Below are 14,695 nucleotides of genomic sequence, written 5' to 3'. Positions count from 1 at the left end.
ACGCCCTGACTCAGGCATCAGGCCCGACCACCACGATCGTCCCCGCCGCCCGGCACCCGGTCCGCGACGCGGTACGGGAACGCCCGCGCCGTCTGGGCGAACCCGTCGTCGGTCAGCCGGAAACCCGACACGTCCGGGTGGACGCGTGAGTTGCCCACCAACCCCACCAGTCCAGCCACCACCTGCAACCGGGCACTGGCGGCACCGAGACAGTAGTGGGCACCCTTGCCGAAGGTGACGTTGAGGTTGCGGCTGCGGCCCGGGCAGAAAGCGAGGGGATCGGTCATTCGGCCCGGATCGCGGTTGACGGCCACCAGGTCGACGACCACCGCCTCACCGGGGCGCAGCCGGACGCCGAGACAGTCGCAGTTCGCCAGCACCCAGCCGAAGACACCGAGGAAGGGCGGCGACAGCCGCATCGCCTCCTCGGCCACGTCCGCAGCGTCGACGGTGCCCTCTCGCAACGCGGCCAGCAGCGAAGCGTCCCCGTACACGCAACGGCAGGCCACGGCGGTACCCGTCGTCACCTGGGGCACGCCGGCTGCCAGCAGCTGCGCCACCGCCGCCACGTCGGCCCACGGGTCCGGTCCCTCCGCCTCGGCGTGTGCCTGGAAAGCCGCCACCACCGGCGTCACCGCCGTGCCGGCGGTCAGCTCGTCCATTGCCGCCCGCAGGTAGCGCAACGCGGTGCTGAACGCCGCCGCCTGCCGGGCCGGCAGGTCCAGGACTCCGCGCGAGCGGGCCTGGATCACCAGCATGATGATCCGGTAGACCTTGGCCAGCATCGGCCACCGGGCAGGAGGGAAACCCATCAGCTGGAACGTGCTGTCCAGGCAGAACGGTTCGACGAAGTCTGCGACCAGGTCGCCTGCGGGCGGCAGCGCCCCGGCCCGGGCCATGGCCAGGTCCACGAAGGTTGGGGCGAAGTCGGCGACCGCGGCGGGGGCGTACGCGCGACGCAGGCGCCGGCCGAAGGCCGGATGGTTCGCTCCCCGCCGGTACCACAGCTCGAAGAACTGGGCCACGGACGGAATCTCGCCGGGTGTGGGTAGCGGTACCGAATCCCGGTCCGGTGCCAGCTCCATGCCGATATGCGGGTCCCGCAGCACGACGTCGGCGAGGTCGTGGCTTCGGACCAGCCACTGCTTCGTGTCGACGCGCCGGGTCAGCCCGGCAGGCAGGGTCGGGGCACCGTCGGTGGGATCGCCGGGTGCGGCGACCGGATAGGTGGTGTCCGCCGGGCACCGGTCCGGTTCAGCCGACATCGTCGCTCCCGATCCGGTAGGGGATCGTCCGTACCTCCTTGAGGTTGTTGCTCGTGTCGATGCGAACCGCAGCGACGTCCACTTCCAGGCCGGGAGCCCCGTGGACCAACTGGCGCAGCCCGGTGGCGATCTGCAGCCGTGCGCTGTGCGCGCCCAGGCAGTAGTGCGTGCCCTTACCGAAGGTGAGCAGCTCACTGGGCCGGACCGGGCAGCCCCGGGCCGGATCGGCCGCAGGGTGGTGGCTGAGGTTGACCGCAGCCGTGTCCACCGCGACGATCGTGCCGGGCGGCAGTTGGACACCCAGGCAGTCACACGGCTGGCTGACGAACCGGAAGATGTTGCCGAACGGAGGATTCTGTCGCAGCATCTCCTCGGCGATCTCGCCGGTGTCCACCAGCTCGCGCTGGATCGACTCCCGCAGGTGAGGAGACGACCAGATCTCGCGGCACGCGATACTCGACCCAACGATCATCGGCTCGATCCCGGCCATGAGGAGCTGCCCGATCAGGGCGGCGATGGGCCAGTTGCTGGAGTCGACCGTGGCGAGCTGGCGGGCCGCCGTCAGGAACGGCTGGGTGCCGGGTCCGGCGAGTAGCTCGTCGGTCAGCCGCTTGAGATAGAGCATGGTGGTGGCAAAGGCGGTCTGCTCCCGCTCGCCGTACTCGGTGACGCCCAGCAGTTGCTGTTTGAACAGGTGGATCACCAGCCGGGAGACCTTGGCCAGGCGACCCCATTCCTGCCCCGGTACGCCGAGCATCAGGAAGGTGCTGTGCGTCAGGTACGGCGACAGATAGTCACGAGCCAGGTCGCCCCGGGCCGGCATGCCGGCCACCAGACGGTCCGCCTCGGCCCGGAACGCCGCACCGAACGCCTGCACCGCACGGGGAATGAACACCTTGCGCAACTCACTGTTGAACACGGCATAGTGCTCGCCGACCGTGTACCACATCTCGAAGAACTGCGTGATCGTCGGCGCGACTCCGGGCGGGGGAAGCTCACCCACCCGGCCCGACTTGCCGTGGTCGACGCCCGTGATGATGTGCTGATCCCGGAGCACGATCTCGGCCAGCCGAGGGTCACGGACCTTCAGCCGTCCCCGGTCCGCGTCCCAGAGCAGACCGGCCGGGAGCGTGCCGGCGGCCAACGGCGTAGCGCTCATCGTTCGTCCCCGGAAATCGTCAGCCGCAGTTCCCCCGGGTAGTAGGTGAACAGGTTGCTCGCCAACACCACGTCGGAGAGTTCGCCGGCGGGGCGGAGGTGCGGAAACCGCGCCAGCACCCGGGATATGCACTCCTGCATCTCGCACCGGGCGAGGGCTGCGCCGAGGCAGAAGTGCGGCCCGTGGCTGAAGGCGAGCTGGTTGGTCGCCGACGGCCTGGCGAGGTCCAGCACGTCGGCGTTCACGCCGAAGACGGAGGTGTCACGGTTGCCCGACCCGAGCGAGACGAAGACGGTTGCGCCGGCCGGGATCGTGGTTCCACCCACCTCGATGTCGGCGGTGGCGTACTTCGCCACCGCGAACCCGGTGCCCATCTGTGCCCACCGCAGCAGTTCCTCCACCCCGGTGCCAATCAGGTCGGGCCGTTCCCGGAGCAGGGCCAGCTGGGTGGGGTTGAGGAACAGTGCGAAGAACGCGTTGCCCAACTGCACGGCGGTGCTCTCGTATCCGGCCATGAGAAGCAGGATCACCGTGGAGATCAGCTCCTCGGTGGACAGCTGTGACTCGTCCTCGTCCCGAAGCGTGATGAGCCGACTCAGCAGGTCCTCGCCGAGATCGCGACGCTTGCGCGAGATGAGCCGGGCAGCATACCGGCCGATGCCGCTGATCGCCTCGCCGTACTCGGCGAACGACGACCGCATGTCCCGCCGGGTGAGCTTGGTCGCGAGCTCCACGAACTCGGGCCGGTTCTCGACCTCGACGCCGAGCAGGTCGCCCATCACCCGGATGGGCAGCTCGTAGGCGAAGTCCGCCATCAGGTCGAACTGGTCACCCCGTGCGGCGATCCCATCCAGAATCTCTTCGACATGTTCGGCGATGCGCGGCCGCATCGCATCCGCCTGCCGCTGGGTGAACGCCTTCGCCACGATCCGTCGCCATCGGGTGTGTCCCGGCGGTTCGGAGATCGAGGACCCGAAGGTGAACGCGGGGCTCGACCGGTCGGCCTGGTATCCCGTGTCGACCCGGGCGGCGTCCGCCCGGTTGATCGAACGGCTGAAGCGGGGATCGACCAGGGCGGTCCGGACATCCTCGTACCGGGTGACCACCCAGGCCGGGTCGCCGCTGGCCAACTTCACCCGGGTCACCGGGGCGTGTTCGCGGATCCAGGCCCACTGTGGTGGCTCCACGAAGGGCCTGGTGCGCGCGAACGGGTAGGGGGTGGCGGTCACGTCCATGATCGTCCTCCGGCGTGGGGTCAGGAAACGGGATGACTCAGGGCACTGAGCCGCTGTGCCCGTTCGGCGCGGGTCTGCTGCAGCAGCTCCTGGTCCGGGGCGGTGCCGGCCCACTCGGCGAGCACGTGGTGCCCCAGGTAGCCCAGGAACGCCTCCTGTTCCGGGGTCAGACCGAGCCGGTTGTTGTGGGTATGCAGGAAACTGACCACCAGCACCCGGCGGCGGCGTGCCGGGTCGGCGTCCGGGCCGGCCAACGTCACCGCCGGCAGCACCGTCGCATCAACCGCCACCGCGGCGACGGCGGCCCGTACCGCAGTGCTGTAGCCGTCGGTCAGCGGTCGTGCGGCGAGCAGCCGCCCGGTCAGGGCGGCCACCGGGTCCCGCCGTTGCGCCAGGAGCTGCGGCCAGGTATCGAGGAACTCGTCGAAGACGTAGGGCGACCATATGAGGCAGTAGTGGCGCAGGAACGTCGCGGCTTCCGCCGGCGACAACCCCGCCGCATCGAGACCCCGCAGCATCATCGTGAAGCCCAGACCAAGCCGACGTCCGGGCCGTTCGACCACCTGCGGCAGTACGCTCAGCGCCAGGCTGGCGCTGCGGTCGAAGAACTCCTCGGCGACGGCCACCCCCGCAGGTCCACCGTACTTGTCGTACTCGGGGACGTACGGTGCCTCGCGGACGGTGCCCGGCGGATACGTGCTTCCCGTTGGAACCCCCTCCAGCGCGGCCATCGTGGGCTGTGCGATCCGCGCGAACTCGTCGAGGTCGAACGAACGGTCCTCCGGGTGGGTGCGCAGGTACCGGGTCAGCGCCCCGGCCAGGTCCGCCACGACGGAGTCGGCGACCGCCGGGGCGCACCGGACGCGTACCCGGACGTGGTGCCCGCCCTCCCAGTACCGCAGGAAGAACGCCCTGCGGACGCGGCCCTGCGCCCGCAGGGCGGTCAGCGCCGGACCCAGCCCGTCGGTCAGGAGCGCGTCCTGCCCGCCGAGCCGGTGCACGTGCAGACTGCGCCAGACGTCACCCGACATCGGTCACCCTCCGGTTGAACTCCACGAAGAACTCCTCGGCCCCGGTCGCCCCGTCCTGGTCCGCTGTCTGGGGCAGGCACTCGTGGAGCACCACGGATCCCCCGCGAAGCGCCCTCGCCTGCTTCGCGAAGACGTGGACCAGGAAGGGATTGCGCGTATCGAGGTAGTGCGGTTTGTGGAGGCGGGCGCTGCGGGCCGCCAGCGCCCACTGCCGCGTCTCGGCGAGCAGGTCCCGCTCACCGTGCGGCACCACCCGCGGTGGCACCAGCCGGAAGAACATCTGTCGCGGCAGGCCAACGGATCGACGCCAGGAGTCGAAATCCGCCAACCCGCCGACCTCGTACCGTTCGAGCTGCGCCAGGGCCGGCAGGTCGTCAACGTCGAACCGCCACGACCGGCGGTCCAGCACGAGATCACCGAGGAGCAGCCGGGGCCGCGGGCCCACGTACGGCCCGTCGGCACGCTCCAGCTGGTCCCACAGCCCGCCCCGGTACGTCCGCGTCGGCGCGAAGACGCAAAGGAACCGGTACAGCATGGGTGCCGCCGCCGGGTAGAGGAAGTTCAACGGCACCAGGTCGATCGGCTGCCCGTCACGGTCGGACACCAGCACCAGTCGGTGCCCCTGCCGGTCAGCACGCACGCTGAGGTCAGCCAGGGTCAGCGTCGCGGCACCGCCGGGTACCGCCACCGAACCCGGGTACACCAGCTCCACCGGACTCAGCCGGGGATGCAGGTTGAAGTTCAGGCCCAGCACCACCGTGAGGTCGGTCTGCCGGGGAGCGCTGCGGGCGACGTGCCGGCGCAACACCGCCGCCAGGCTCCAGCCGTCGGGGTCCTCGGGCTCCATCAGCTCACAGAAACGGGAGAAGAACACCCCTCGCCCGGTGGTCATGCCATTGACAACGGCGGTGCCGCTCCCGGCGTCGAACTGCACCCGGTACGCCGCCGAACGCCACGGTGCCACCCAGGGCGGCAGCCGGTCCACGAACGCCGCGAGGTCAGCCGGGTCCAGGATCAACCGCTCGGCCGTCGGGTCGGCGGCCAGCCGGGACCGCAGCAGGCGGAAGAAGTCCTCCCGCAGCCCGAGCACCGTGGCACTGGTGGGATCGTCCACACCGCACATCACCGCGCTGGCCGCTGCCGGCGGCAGCTCGGAGAACTGCCGGTACACCTCGACGAGAGGCACCTGCGCGGTGGCACCGAACCGCTGGACGAAGAACCCGTACAGGCCCAGCTTCTCGATCGTGGCGTCGTCCAGAACGGGGACCAGCCGCTGCAGCAGGTCCAGGTTGGCCCGGTTGGCGGCGAGCACCTGCGGCCGCCAGGACCTGGGCCGATTGGTGGTGCCGACGTCCTCGTATAGCGCCGCCCGCATCGCCTCCGGTGCCGGAGGTGGGCCGCCGCACACCTCGGCGAACCGCCGCACCAGCGCCCTGAGCTGGGCGAGCAGCTCAGTCCGATGTCGGGCCCCCGTCGCGCCGTACGTCCGTTCGATCCCTCGCAGACGTTCGAAGATCTCGGCGCACGTCACCGCCTGCGGGGTGCCGAGGCGGCGCAGCCGGACGGCGGCCTCCCCCGCCAGGTCGGTGGTCTGGTCCGGCAGCCCGAGCCCGCGGTGGCACAGCCCCAACCGGATCAGCTTCTCCACGGTGTCCCGGGCGGACGCTGCCGGCAGTCCCACGGCGACCAATCGGCCGCACAGCTCGGTGACGCTCAGATCGCCCGTTCCGAGGATCGTCGTCAGTGCCCGCACCAGGTCGGTGTGTCGGGCGACGACCACCTTGTCCGGCTCGAACCCGTCCTCAGAGCCCTCGATGGGTCGGCGGACGAAGACAGCACGGCCGTCCTGGACCCGCAGCGAGTTGTTCAACCGGACCCGCAGCAGATCGTCCGCCCCGTCGATCCGGTGCAACTGGTGCAGCATCCACATGACCAGCCCGACACTGAGCCGGACCTGGGTACGCCGAACCGCCGCCGCGGGCATCGGCTCCCACGAACCGGCGCCGATTTCGGTGAACGCGCCGAACGGCGAGGGTTTCAGTGCCACCCGGTAGGCGAAGCTGGTCACCGTGCTCTCGGCTCGGCGCGTCCGGCTGGCCTTGCGCCTGGCTTCCAACGGGTTCGCGGCGTAGGCCATCACCTCTCGGTGGACGTCCTCGCCGGACAGTTGCACCCCGCGCTGGAAGTCCTCACCCCGGGCGACCTCGGCCAACGCCTGCCGTCCTGCGGTCAGCTCCGCTGCCAGCGCCTCCTCGGCCCGGACCGCCAGCCCGTCGGCGATGCCGCGTTCGACGCGCCACTCGTCGAGCAGGCCCCCGACCGGGTCGGCGAGCAGGTCCGGGCGGGACGGCGGGGGTGGCATTCGGTCGTTGTGCACCGCCCGCCGGATCGCGAGCAGTTCCCGCCGGTGCTCGGCCGCACCGAGCGGGACTGCGGCGTACAACGCGTCGGCGAGCTTCTCGCGCAGCGGCACCCGCCGTCGGGCCGCCTCCTCCGCTTCGTCCAGCAGCGCCCAGAACCGCTCGGGCACCAGACCGCGCAGCGCGGGCAGTCCCAACGTGCCCCGCCGGAACAGCATGTACGGGCTGAAATCACCGGTCATCGGGGCCTCACCGCCACCTCCCACTCGTCACCGGCATGTACGGCTCCGACACAGATCTGTGCTTGCGTGCCGCCGTCCTGCCCGTCCAGGCCGTACGCCGCGTCCACCGCACCGGCGTCGAACCCGAGAAACGGATGGTTGCCCAGGTTCACGGCCGTCGCGGCCAGGACGGTGGCTTCCAACGCCACGCCCACCGCCAGCTGCTGGGTGCGGTAGTGCCGGGCCGACCGGCACCCCTGGCGGGGGGAGGCGACGACATGCACGGTGAAGGCCGCCAGTTCGGCGTTCACGCTGCTGCCGAACAGGGCGGACTGCAGGCGGGGACCGATTTCGGGGTCGGGGCACCGACCGGCCGGGGTGAGCACATCCGGACGGTATGCGTACCAGCCGGTCGGCACGCCCCGCACCCGGTGTGCCGCCACGAACAGTCGGACGTCCGGCACAGCCGGGTCCGCGCGGCCGCGCAGCAGCACGCCGGCGGCCTCGGCGCAGCGCAGCACGGTGGACAGCTGCGCCGGATCGGCGGGCCGGCCGGTGAACGCGCGGCCGCCGGAGCGGCGACGCACGAGGACCCGGGGGTCGTCGAGGTCCACCGGCGTTGCCGCAGGCAGCGCCACCGACCCGGCGCGGACCGGCACCTCCGACCCGGCGCGGACCGGCACCTCCGACCCGGCGCGGACCGGCACCTCCGACCAGACACGGACCGGCACCGGGTCCGGCGGCAGCGCTTGGGCGCTCACCTGGACGAGGTCGAACAGCGGGGACCGTTTGACGCGCCGGGACCGTTCCCACAGGCGGGGTGCCTCGCCCGGAGCCGGACCGGCCCGTCCTGCCCCGCCGGCCGCCTCCGCAGGGCCGCAACCGACGACGGCGTACGTGCTCTCGGTCCGGCCGTCCAGGCCGACGGCGGCGTTGACCATGGCATCGACGAAGTCGGTACGGACGAGGGCCGCCCCGAACTCGGTCTCGGCCAGCCGGAGCAGCCGACCGAGCACGACGCCGACGTCGACGGAGCCGAGTCTGAAGGAGAAGTTTCCGTACTTGTAGAAGTTCTTCCAGAAGCGGCTGGTCAGGATCAGCATGACGGGCGGCAGGGCGGCCTCGGGCGGGAGCCGCAGACCCGCACGCAGCAGACGGCTCGGTCGGTCCGCCGGCAGCGCGAGCAGTTCCATGCGGTACGGGTCGACGTACCAGAGCCGATCGGTGCGGGTGCACAGGACGTACACCTCGGTGGGGTGCATCGCACCGCCGGACGGCACGGCGCGACGCAGAGTGGCCCGCGGACCCCGTACCGCGGTGACCGCGACCGATCCACTTAACACCCGGGCCAGTGGCCCGTCCGGCGGCACCCGGCTTCCGCCCTGGTACACTTTCACCGGCCACGGCCCGTCCGGGTAGTCCACCCGCCACTCGGGTGCGTTGACCGACTGCGGATCCTCACGTAGCCGCCGCAGGTGCTCGGTGATCCGGTCAGGGGAAGGGGTGCGGTACATCCCCCACCTCCTCTCCGCCGGCCAGTTGACTGCGGTAGGGCAGGTCCGAGCCGTCGGTGAGGCGCGGCAGCCCTTCGGTACGCCGGTTCAGATGGCCGAAGGTCATCGGCACCAGGCCGGGCACGATCACCCGGGTGCAGTGCAGCCCGTTGCGGGCCAGCTCGGGCATCGTCTGGTTGACGACCAGCACGTCCAGTCCGACGGCCAGCAGGTCACCGACAGCCTGATGCAGATCGCCCCGAATGTCCGGGTCGTGCACCGCGACGGTGGCCGCGACCTCGTCCAGCGCAACGGTCGGCTGGGCGGTGTCGAGCAGGAACGAGTAACGGTCGCGTGCCTCGGGCAGGGCTCCCACCAGGGAGTGGTCCTCCATCCGCCGGACCAGCGTCGGATCGGCCAACATCCGTAACGCCTCCGGCCGCCGACGCGGATAGCTGTGCCGGGTGGCCAGGATGCTGCCGATGAGTTCGTGGAGTCCGCCGGCGACAGCCTGCCGTGGATCCGGGTGGGCCCCGGAGCCGGCAAGAAGAGCCGGCCCGTCGCCTGGCTGCGATCGGCACGCCACCAGCCAGAACGTCGGCAGTCGGTACTCCATCGTAGACTGGAAGCAGCGTACGTCGAAGCCGGTGAACAGTTTCGCCTTGCGCAGCAGCGCGCCCAGTTCACCGTCGGTGGGCAGCTCCACTTCCGGCAGGGCCAGGCGTCGGTACCAGGTGAGCAGGAACGAGTCGCGTTCGGCTACCTCTCGCAGGCCGTGCAGGACTGCTTCCTCGACAGAGTTGCCAAGAGCGCATCCGTTGGAGGTGTCGTAACAGAACGACACCTCCTGGTCGTGCCGCGGCCCCCAGAAGGCGGACCGTTCGGGCACCAGGACCGGGCCTCCCGTCCGGAACGAGTACGCCCACACCCAGTCGACGACGATGTCCGGATCGAAGGCCCGGTACCGGAAGCCCTCCCGGGCGTACGAACTCGCGGGGTGCACGCCGAGCCGGGGTGGGTGGAGGGCCCGGTCCGCGACATCGGCGTAGGCCGCGCGCACCGGTGCCCGCCGACCGCCCCGATGCAGGCCGGCGTAACGCTCCAGACCCTCCAGCACGGCGATCGTGCGGCTGTCCGCGTAGCTGCGGGCCCGGCCGATGGCCGGCTCCCGCCGTCCCCAGCGGGTGGTCAACTCGACGGAGCAGGCCCCGTACGGGCTCTGCAGGTCCTGCCGGAGCTCCTTGAACAACCCCAGGCCCTGAAACAGGTAGTCCGTGCCGAGGGTGGCGACGTCCAGTTGCCGGGTACGCAGGGTCTCCGGCGCCAACTTCGGCAGTGCGGTGCCGGTCGGGGTGAACGACGGCAGCGTCGACGACGCCGGCCGGCCGCAGCCGGCGCAGGTCGAATCGGGCAGCAGGACCTGAGGCTCGGCCGTCCCGGCTTCGGTGTCCAGCACGAGCACCCGCCCCGGGGCCAGCAGTGCGCCGCCCAGGGCAGCCTGGGCGTAGCGTTCGACCATTCCCAGCGCGGCCGGACGCAACGACCAGGTCCGGGTGTCCCGGCCCGACGACTCCGGCATCTTCTCGCCGTCCAGGTCCGGGCCGAACGGAGAGTTCGCCACCCGGATCACCAGGCAGCGGGGGCAGCCGGATCGGCTGGGAATCCACATCGGCCCCACGTACACCAGGGCGCGCCACGTGCCTACGAACAGCAGAGACTGGCCGAGCCCGACGCATTCCACCATCGTGTCGTGATGGCTGTCCACATCGCTGAGCTCGGCGACCAGGAGCCGGATCCCTGTGCCCTGGCCGGCTGGCCAGGTCAGCCGCGCCGCGAGGTGGCGGGCCAGGAAACCGACGCCGACCACCTCCACCGGTGCCACCACCGTCGTCGTCATGCCGGCACCCCCGCAACGGCCACCACGAAAGCCTGTCCGTCGAGAAAGCCCAGCAGATGACCGAGGTCGAGGCCGTCCGCCCACCGGGTCCGCCGGTCGAGCCAGGCCAGGGCCTCCGGCCAGGTACGCACCGGCGGGGCGAGATGGGCGGCCCGGACCACCCCCTCGTCAGCAGGGGACACCAGGCCGTCCGCCACCGCCCGCAGCAGCGCGTTGTCCCGGGCATGACCGGCACTGAGACCCTGGCCGGTGACGGTCCCCGTCCCGGTATCGAGCACGACCCGGACGAAACCCGTCACGTCGTCGGTCACGGCGGTCGTCCGCCAGGAGCCACGGGTGGCGACTTCGCCGGCGAGGAACGTACCCACCGGTCCTGTGACCTCGTCCACGGTGGGGAAGGCGCGGGCCGGCACCACCTCCGCCGGGGCGGCTTCCGCGACGGCGAGCCGGGCCCGGTAGAGGGCCTCCGCCCGGGACCAGCCCGCACCGACGTACCAGCCCTCGGCGGGCAGCCCGGCGGGGCCGACCAACTCTCGGGCCAGCTGTTCCCACGCTGCCAGGACGACCTGGTTGCGGGCCTCCCTGGGGGACACCGCGCGGCAGACGATCCGGACGACGCGGGGCACCAAGACACTGCTGTCGAACCGGACGACCCGGCACACGCTGCCCGCCAGCGGAACCTGGTCGATGTTCTCCTCACCGAGGGCCAGCACCGGCCCGACGACGGGGTCGGTCCACCCGGCGCAGGCAGCGACGATCCGGTCCGCGACGGCGAGGACGTCGGCAGTGTCCTCAGGGGTCGGAACATCGGGACGGACCAGATCCTGCTCGTCTGCGGTGGGCTCCGGTCGGATGCCGTACGCGGTGCGCCGTGCCGCCGGGTCCGGCCCGTGCGACGCGCAGCGCGGGTGTCGGCGCGGCTGGTGGGACCGCACCACCGGGGCGATCGGTTCGACGGTCGTGATCCGCTCGAACACGGGCTGCGGCACTCCGGCGAGGACGGTGAAGGCGTGCTGCGCCAGGTGCAGTGCGGCGATCGCGGCGGGCGCCGCTGCCATCGGCAGTGGCTGACCGGTGGTCGCCACCGCCCGAGCCGCCGTCCAGCGGTGCACGCAAGCCCAGCAACTGCGGGAGCCGCCGGGCAGGGCCACCGTGAAGTCGCCGCATCGGCCGAGAACCGACAGGAGCCGGCCCTGGTCTCGCAGCCGGGCCTGGACGTCGGCGAGGTGGGCGACCGCCACCGGATCGTCGTCCGCCTCGTCGGCCAGCAGCACCATCGGCGCGTTCAACTGCTCCGCCCGGTCGACCAGCTCCAACGGCTGGACCTGGTCGACCTGGTGGACGTCGTACCGCACCTGGTCGTCCCGTCGTTCGGCCGCAGTGAGGACCTGCGCGACCCGCTCGTCGTCCGACTTGCCCGCCACGACGTGCAGTCGGGCCAGCCCGAAGTCGGTCAGCGCGCCGAGCAGCGCGGTGAGCGCAACGCCGCTACCGGCCACGAGCAGTGGTGCCGACCGGGCGCGGTGGAACCGCGCCACCGGCCGGTCCTCCGCGTGCAGGTCGAGGAAGTCCAGCTGGGCCGGGTAGAGCCGGCGGAGCTGGTCCGCCACCGGCTCCGCCGGATGCCGGACGTCGGCGAGGAAGCCGTTCGCATCCAGGGTCGCGACCAGCTCCAGCACAGAACGGCGGGCCGCGTCGGGCAGCCCACACACCAAATCGTCCAGCGTGCGTTCGCCGTCGAGGTTGCCGAAGACGGCGGCGACGAGCCGGTACGCGCCAGATCCGCGGATGGTGAACGAACCGGAGTTGTTACTGAGCCGTACTCCGTCAGGGCGTCGCACGAAGAACGCGTCCGGCCGGACGCGGAACCGCCGCGAGTCGGATGCCGTCATCGCAACTTCCCGTGAGCGTTGTAGGCGGTACCGGCCGCCTGCTCGGCGAAGACCTCGATGCCGACCGGCCGTTCCAGCTCGTCGAGTTCCAGGCAGTGCGCCCGGACAGCGGCCGGGTCGACGTCGCCGACGATCCGGGCGACGAGCCGCTCCAGGCCGGAATCGCGTCGCTCGACCAGTACCCGCACGTCCGACACACCGGCCAGTCGCAACAGGTGCCGTTCGATCGCCCGGGGGTAGATGAGCACCCCGTGCAGCTTCTCGCCAGCGTCGACCCGGCCCTCCAGGCACAGGTTCCCGGCGGCGTCGAACCGGCCGTAGTCCATGCCCTCGACATGGTCGCCCATGGCGTGCGGCGGTGTCCCGGGGCGCCAGAGATAGCGGCAGCAGTCCGGTCCGGCCACCGCGACCCTGCCCACCCCCCGCTCGTCCGGCTCGTCGATCCACACGGTCTTACCGAGAATGGGCTGACCGACGTGCTGGTTGTGGCCGGGATCGTGGTCCACGGTGACGGCCCCGGTCTCGGCCGTCCCGTACAGGTTGGCCAGCGAGACCCCCCGGAACCGGTCCCGGATCAGGTCGACCCGGGTCTTGGTGACATGGCCACCGCCGAGAAAGAGGCGGACATGCCGCATGTCGACGGGTGCTGCCGTGCCGACACAGGCCGCAGCGGTCACCGCCGGCACGCTCAGCACGAAGGTTTCGCGCGACGACTCCGACACCGGCGCCCAGTGGTGTGTCGGGAAGACGACCATGTCCCGCTGCAGGAACAGGCCGGGCAGGACGACCATGAAGAACGCCGCCGAGAACTGCAGCGGCAGGCAGGTGGCGAGAACCGCCGGGGTGCGCCCGTCGAACGCTGGCTGGAGCATCGCCCGCTCGTAGTGCAGTGCGACGAGTTCCCAGGCGTCGGCGTGACCGATCGCGATCCTCGCGGCCCCGGAGCTACCGGAGGTGGCCACGCCCCAGTGCGGGCGGCCGGTGGGACCGGGCACGGGCGGATCGATCTCGTGCAGACCGGGCGCGAGCTGCCGGCGCGTACCGCCGACGGTGCCGGGGGTCGCCCACAGCAGGGTGGTGTCCGGGATCGACGCCACCGCGAGCAGCGCCGCCATGGATGCCAGGCCCACGGACGGATCGACCAGGTAGGCCCCGCCCGGCCGGATCCCGGCGACCCGGTGGGCCGCGAGATCCCGCCAGCTTGCGTGTTCGCCGCCCCAGTACACCCCGGTGGTGGCGGACGGTGCGGTCAGGAAACGGTGGAATGCTGCTTGACCCATGCCACCCACCCCTCGATGGTCAGCGGCCCGTCCTCGGAGGGCGTACCGTAGCCCTGATTCGTCAGGTACGTCCGGATGACCACCGACTCCAGCGAATCGAGGGTGCGTCGGGGGTCCTCCTCCTGCACCAGATCGCAGAGCTGGGCTCGCACGTCATCGCTCACTGCCGTGCTCCTTCCGCCAGAACGCCTCGACGGCGCTGTTGAACTCGTCCGGCGCGTCGTGGCTGGCGATGTGTCCCGCGCCGTCGACGACATGTCCGTGCACCCGTGGTCCGTACCGATCCGCGTCGCGAGCGGCCGCCAGCTCCACCGACTTGAGCGTCCCGTTGATCAGCAGCGTGTCGGTGTCCAGCGCGGCCAAGGCCTCCGGACGGACCAGCGCGGTGTCCTCGTACGCCCGCTCGATGTGTTCGGTGAAGGCGGCCAGCGTCGCCCGCCACCGGGTGCCGTGCAGGCGGTCGTACTCGGCGATCAGGGCGAGGTCCGCCTCCACCAACGTGCCGAATCCCGCGAGCAGGGTGACGAAGACGTCCCGCCGCAGGCCGGGCGCGAAGCCGGTGAGCACCAGCGAGTCGACCAGGTCCGGACGACCGGCAGCGCACCGCACGGCCAGCGGTCCGCCGAGGTACGACGCGGCGACCAGCCGTCCGGGGCCACCGAACCGCTCGATGATCGTCGTGACGTAGTTCAACGCGGTGTCGAGGTAGTCGGGGCCAGCGTCAAGGCGGCACCGGCCATGCCCGGGAAGGTCGACAGGTACCACCCGGTACCGCCCCTCCCATGCCCGGATCTGCCCGCTGAAGTGTCCGTACCCGGTGCCCAGCAGCCCATGCAGCAGGTACACGGGCGGCTGGTCGGCC

At 71.4% G+C, this 14,695-nt stretch carries 11 protein-coding genes; all 11 read right to left on the bottom strand.

Annotation, left to right across the window (positions count from 1 at the left end):
- Positions 1-17: 17 nt before the first annotated feature.
- From O7610_RS23920 to O7610_RS23870, 11 genes are read right to left on the bottom strand one after another with little or no spacing between them, the layout of a single operon-like run.
- On the bottom strand, positions 18-1,265 hold the full coding sequence (locus O7610_RS23920; RefSeq protein ID WP_289211920.1) for a cytochrome P450: 1,248 nt from the start codon (positions 1,263-1,265) through the stop codon (positions 18-20).
- The gene (locus tag O7610_RS23915) at positions 1,255-2,424 is read right to left on the bottom strand and encodes a cytochrome P450 (protein ID WP_289211919.1); all 1,170 of its coding nucleotides are present in this window, start codon (positions 2,422-2,424) and stop codon (positions 1,255-1,257) included. Before O7610_RS23915 ends, O7610_RS23920 begins: the two co-directional genes overlap by 11 nt.
- Positions 2,421-3,653 (bottom strand): cytochrome P450 family protein, encoded by a 1,233-nt coding sequence (locus tag O7610_RS23910; protein ID WP_289211918.1) that lies wholly within the window; start codon positions 3,651-3,653, stop codon positions 2,421-2,423. Before O7610_RS23910 ends, O7610_RS23915 begins: the two co-directional genes overlap by 4 nt.
- Positions 3,654-3,679: 26 nt before the next feature.
- Complete coding sequence (locus O7610_RS23905) at positions 3,680-4,690, bottom strand: lantibiotic dehydratase C-terminal domain-containing protein (RefSeq protein WP_289211917.1); 1,011 nt, start codon at positions 4,688-4,690, stop codon at positions 3,680-3,682.
- Positions 4,680-7,292, bottom strand: coding sequence for a lantibiotic dehydratase (locus O7610_RS23900; RefSeq protein ID WP_289211916.1), 2,613 nt, complete (start codon positions 7,290-7,292; stop codon positions 4,680-4,682). The genes O7610_RS23905 and O7610_RS23900 overlap by 11 nt, the downstream gene beginning before the upstream one ends.
- Positions 7,289-8,785 (bottom strand): nitroreductase family protein, encoded by a 1,497-nt coding sequence (locus O7610_RS23895; protein WP_289211915.1) that lies wholly within the window; start codon positions 8,783-8,785, stop codon positions 7,289-7,291. Before O7610_RS23895 ends, O7610_RS23900 begins: the two co-directional genes overlap by 4 nt.
- Entirely contained in the window at positions 8,763-10,661 is a 1,899-nt protein-coding gene (locus tag O7610_RS23890; protein WP_289211914.1) for a TOMM precursor leader peptide-binding protein, read from the bottom strand. The genes O7610_RS23895 and O7610_RS23890 overlap by 23 nt, the downstream gene beginning before the upstream one ends.
- Positions 10,658-12,553: a hypothetical protein gene (locus O7610_RS23885; protein ID WP_289211913.1), complete on the bottom strand. Its 1,896-nt coding sequence runs from the start codon at positions 12,551-12,553 to the stop codon at positions 10,658-10,660. Before O7610_RS23885 ends, O7610_RS23890 begins: the two co-directional genes overlap by 4 nt.
- Entirely contained in the window at positions 12,550-13,833 is a 1,284-nt protein-coding gene (locus tag O7610_RS23880; protein WP_289211912.1) for an AMP-binding protein, read from the bottom strand. Before O7610_RS23880 ends, O7610_RS23885 begins: the two co-directional genes overlap by 4 nt.
- On the bottom strand, positions 13,803-13,997 hold the full coding sequence (locus O7610_RS23875; protein WP_289211911.1) for a hypothetical protein: 195 nt from the start codon (positions 13,995-13,997) through the stop codon (positions 13,803-13,805). Before O7610_RS23875 ends, O7610_RS23880 begins: the two co-directional genes overlap by 31 nt.
- Positions 13,987-14,679, bottom strand: a complete 693-nt coding sequence (locus tag O7610_RS23870; RefSeq protein WP_289211910.1) for an alpha/beta fold hydrolase — start codon at positions 14,677-14,679, stop codon at positions 13,987-13,989. The genes O7610_RS23875 and O7610_RS23870 overlap by 11 nt, the downstream gene beginning before the upstream one ends.
- Positions 14,680-14,695 lie beyond the last annotated feature (16 nt).

Origin of the sequence: Solwaraspora sp. WMMA2065 (genome assembly GCF_030345075.1) — a bacterium.
In the GTDB taxonomy this organism is placed as follows: Bacteria; Actinomycetota; Actinomycetes; order Mycobacteriales; family Micromonosporaceae; genus Micromonospora_E.
Note: the sequence above shows the minus strand (reverse complement) of the source record. Positions and strands in the feature narration are given on the sequence as shown.

What these genes read in the sequence shown, in the direction of transcription:
- O7610_RS23920 (WP_289211920.1), bottom strand. Translation starts at nt 1,265, where the DNA reads ATGTCGGCTGAACCGGACCGGTGCCCGGCGGACACCACCTATCCGGTC.
- O7610_RS23915 (WP_289211919.1), bottom strand. Translation starts at nt 2,424, where the DNA reads ATGAGCGCTACGCCGTTGGCCGCCGGCACGCTCCCGGCCGGTCTGCTC.
- O7610_RS23905 (WP_289211917.1), bottom strand. Translation starts at nt 4,690, where the DNA reads ATGTCGGGTGACGTCTGGCGCAGTCTGCACGTGCACCGGCTCGGCGGG.
- O7610_RS23900 (WP_289211916.1), bottom strand. Translation starts at nt 7,292, where the DNA reads ATGACCGGTGATTTCAGCCCGTACATGCTGTTCCGGCGGGGCACGTTG.
- O7610_RS23895 (WP_289211915.1), bottom strand. Translation starts at nt 8,785, where the DNA reads ATGTACCGCACCCCTTCCCCTGACCGGATCACCGAGCACCTGCGGCGG.
- O7610_RS23890 (WP_289211914.1), bottom strand. Translation starts at nt 10,661, where the DNA reads ATGACGACGACGGTGGTGGCACCGGTGGAGGTGGTCGGCGTCGGTTTC.
- O7610_RS23885 (WP_289211913.1), bottom strand. Translation starts at nt 12,553, where the DNA reads ATGACGGCATCCGACTCGCGGCGGTTCCGCGTCCGGCCGGACGCGTTC.
- O7610_RS23880 (WP_289211912.1), bottom strand. Translation starts at nt 13,833, where the DNA reads ATGGGTCAAGCAGCATTCCACCGTTTCCTGACCGCACCGTCCGCCACC.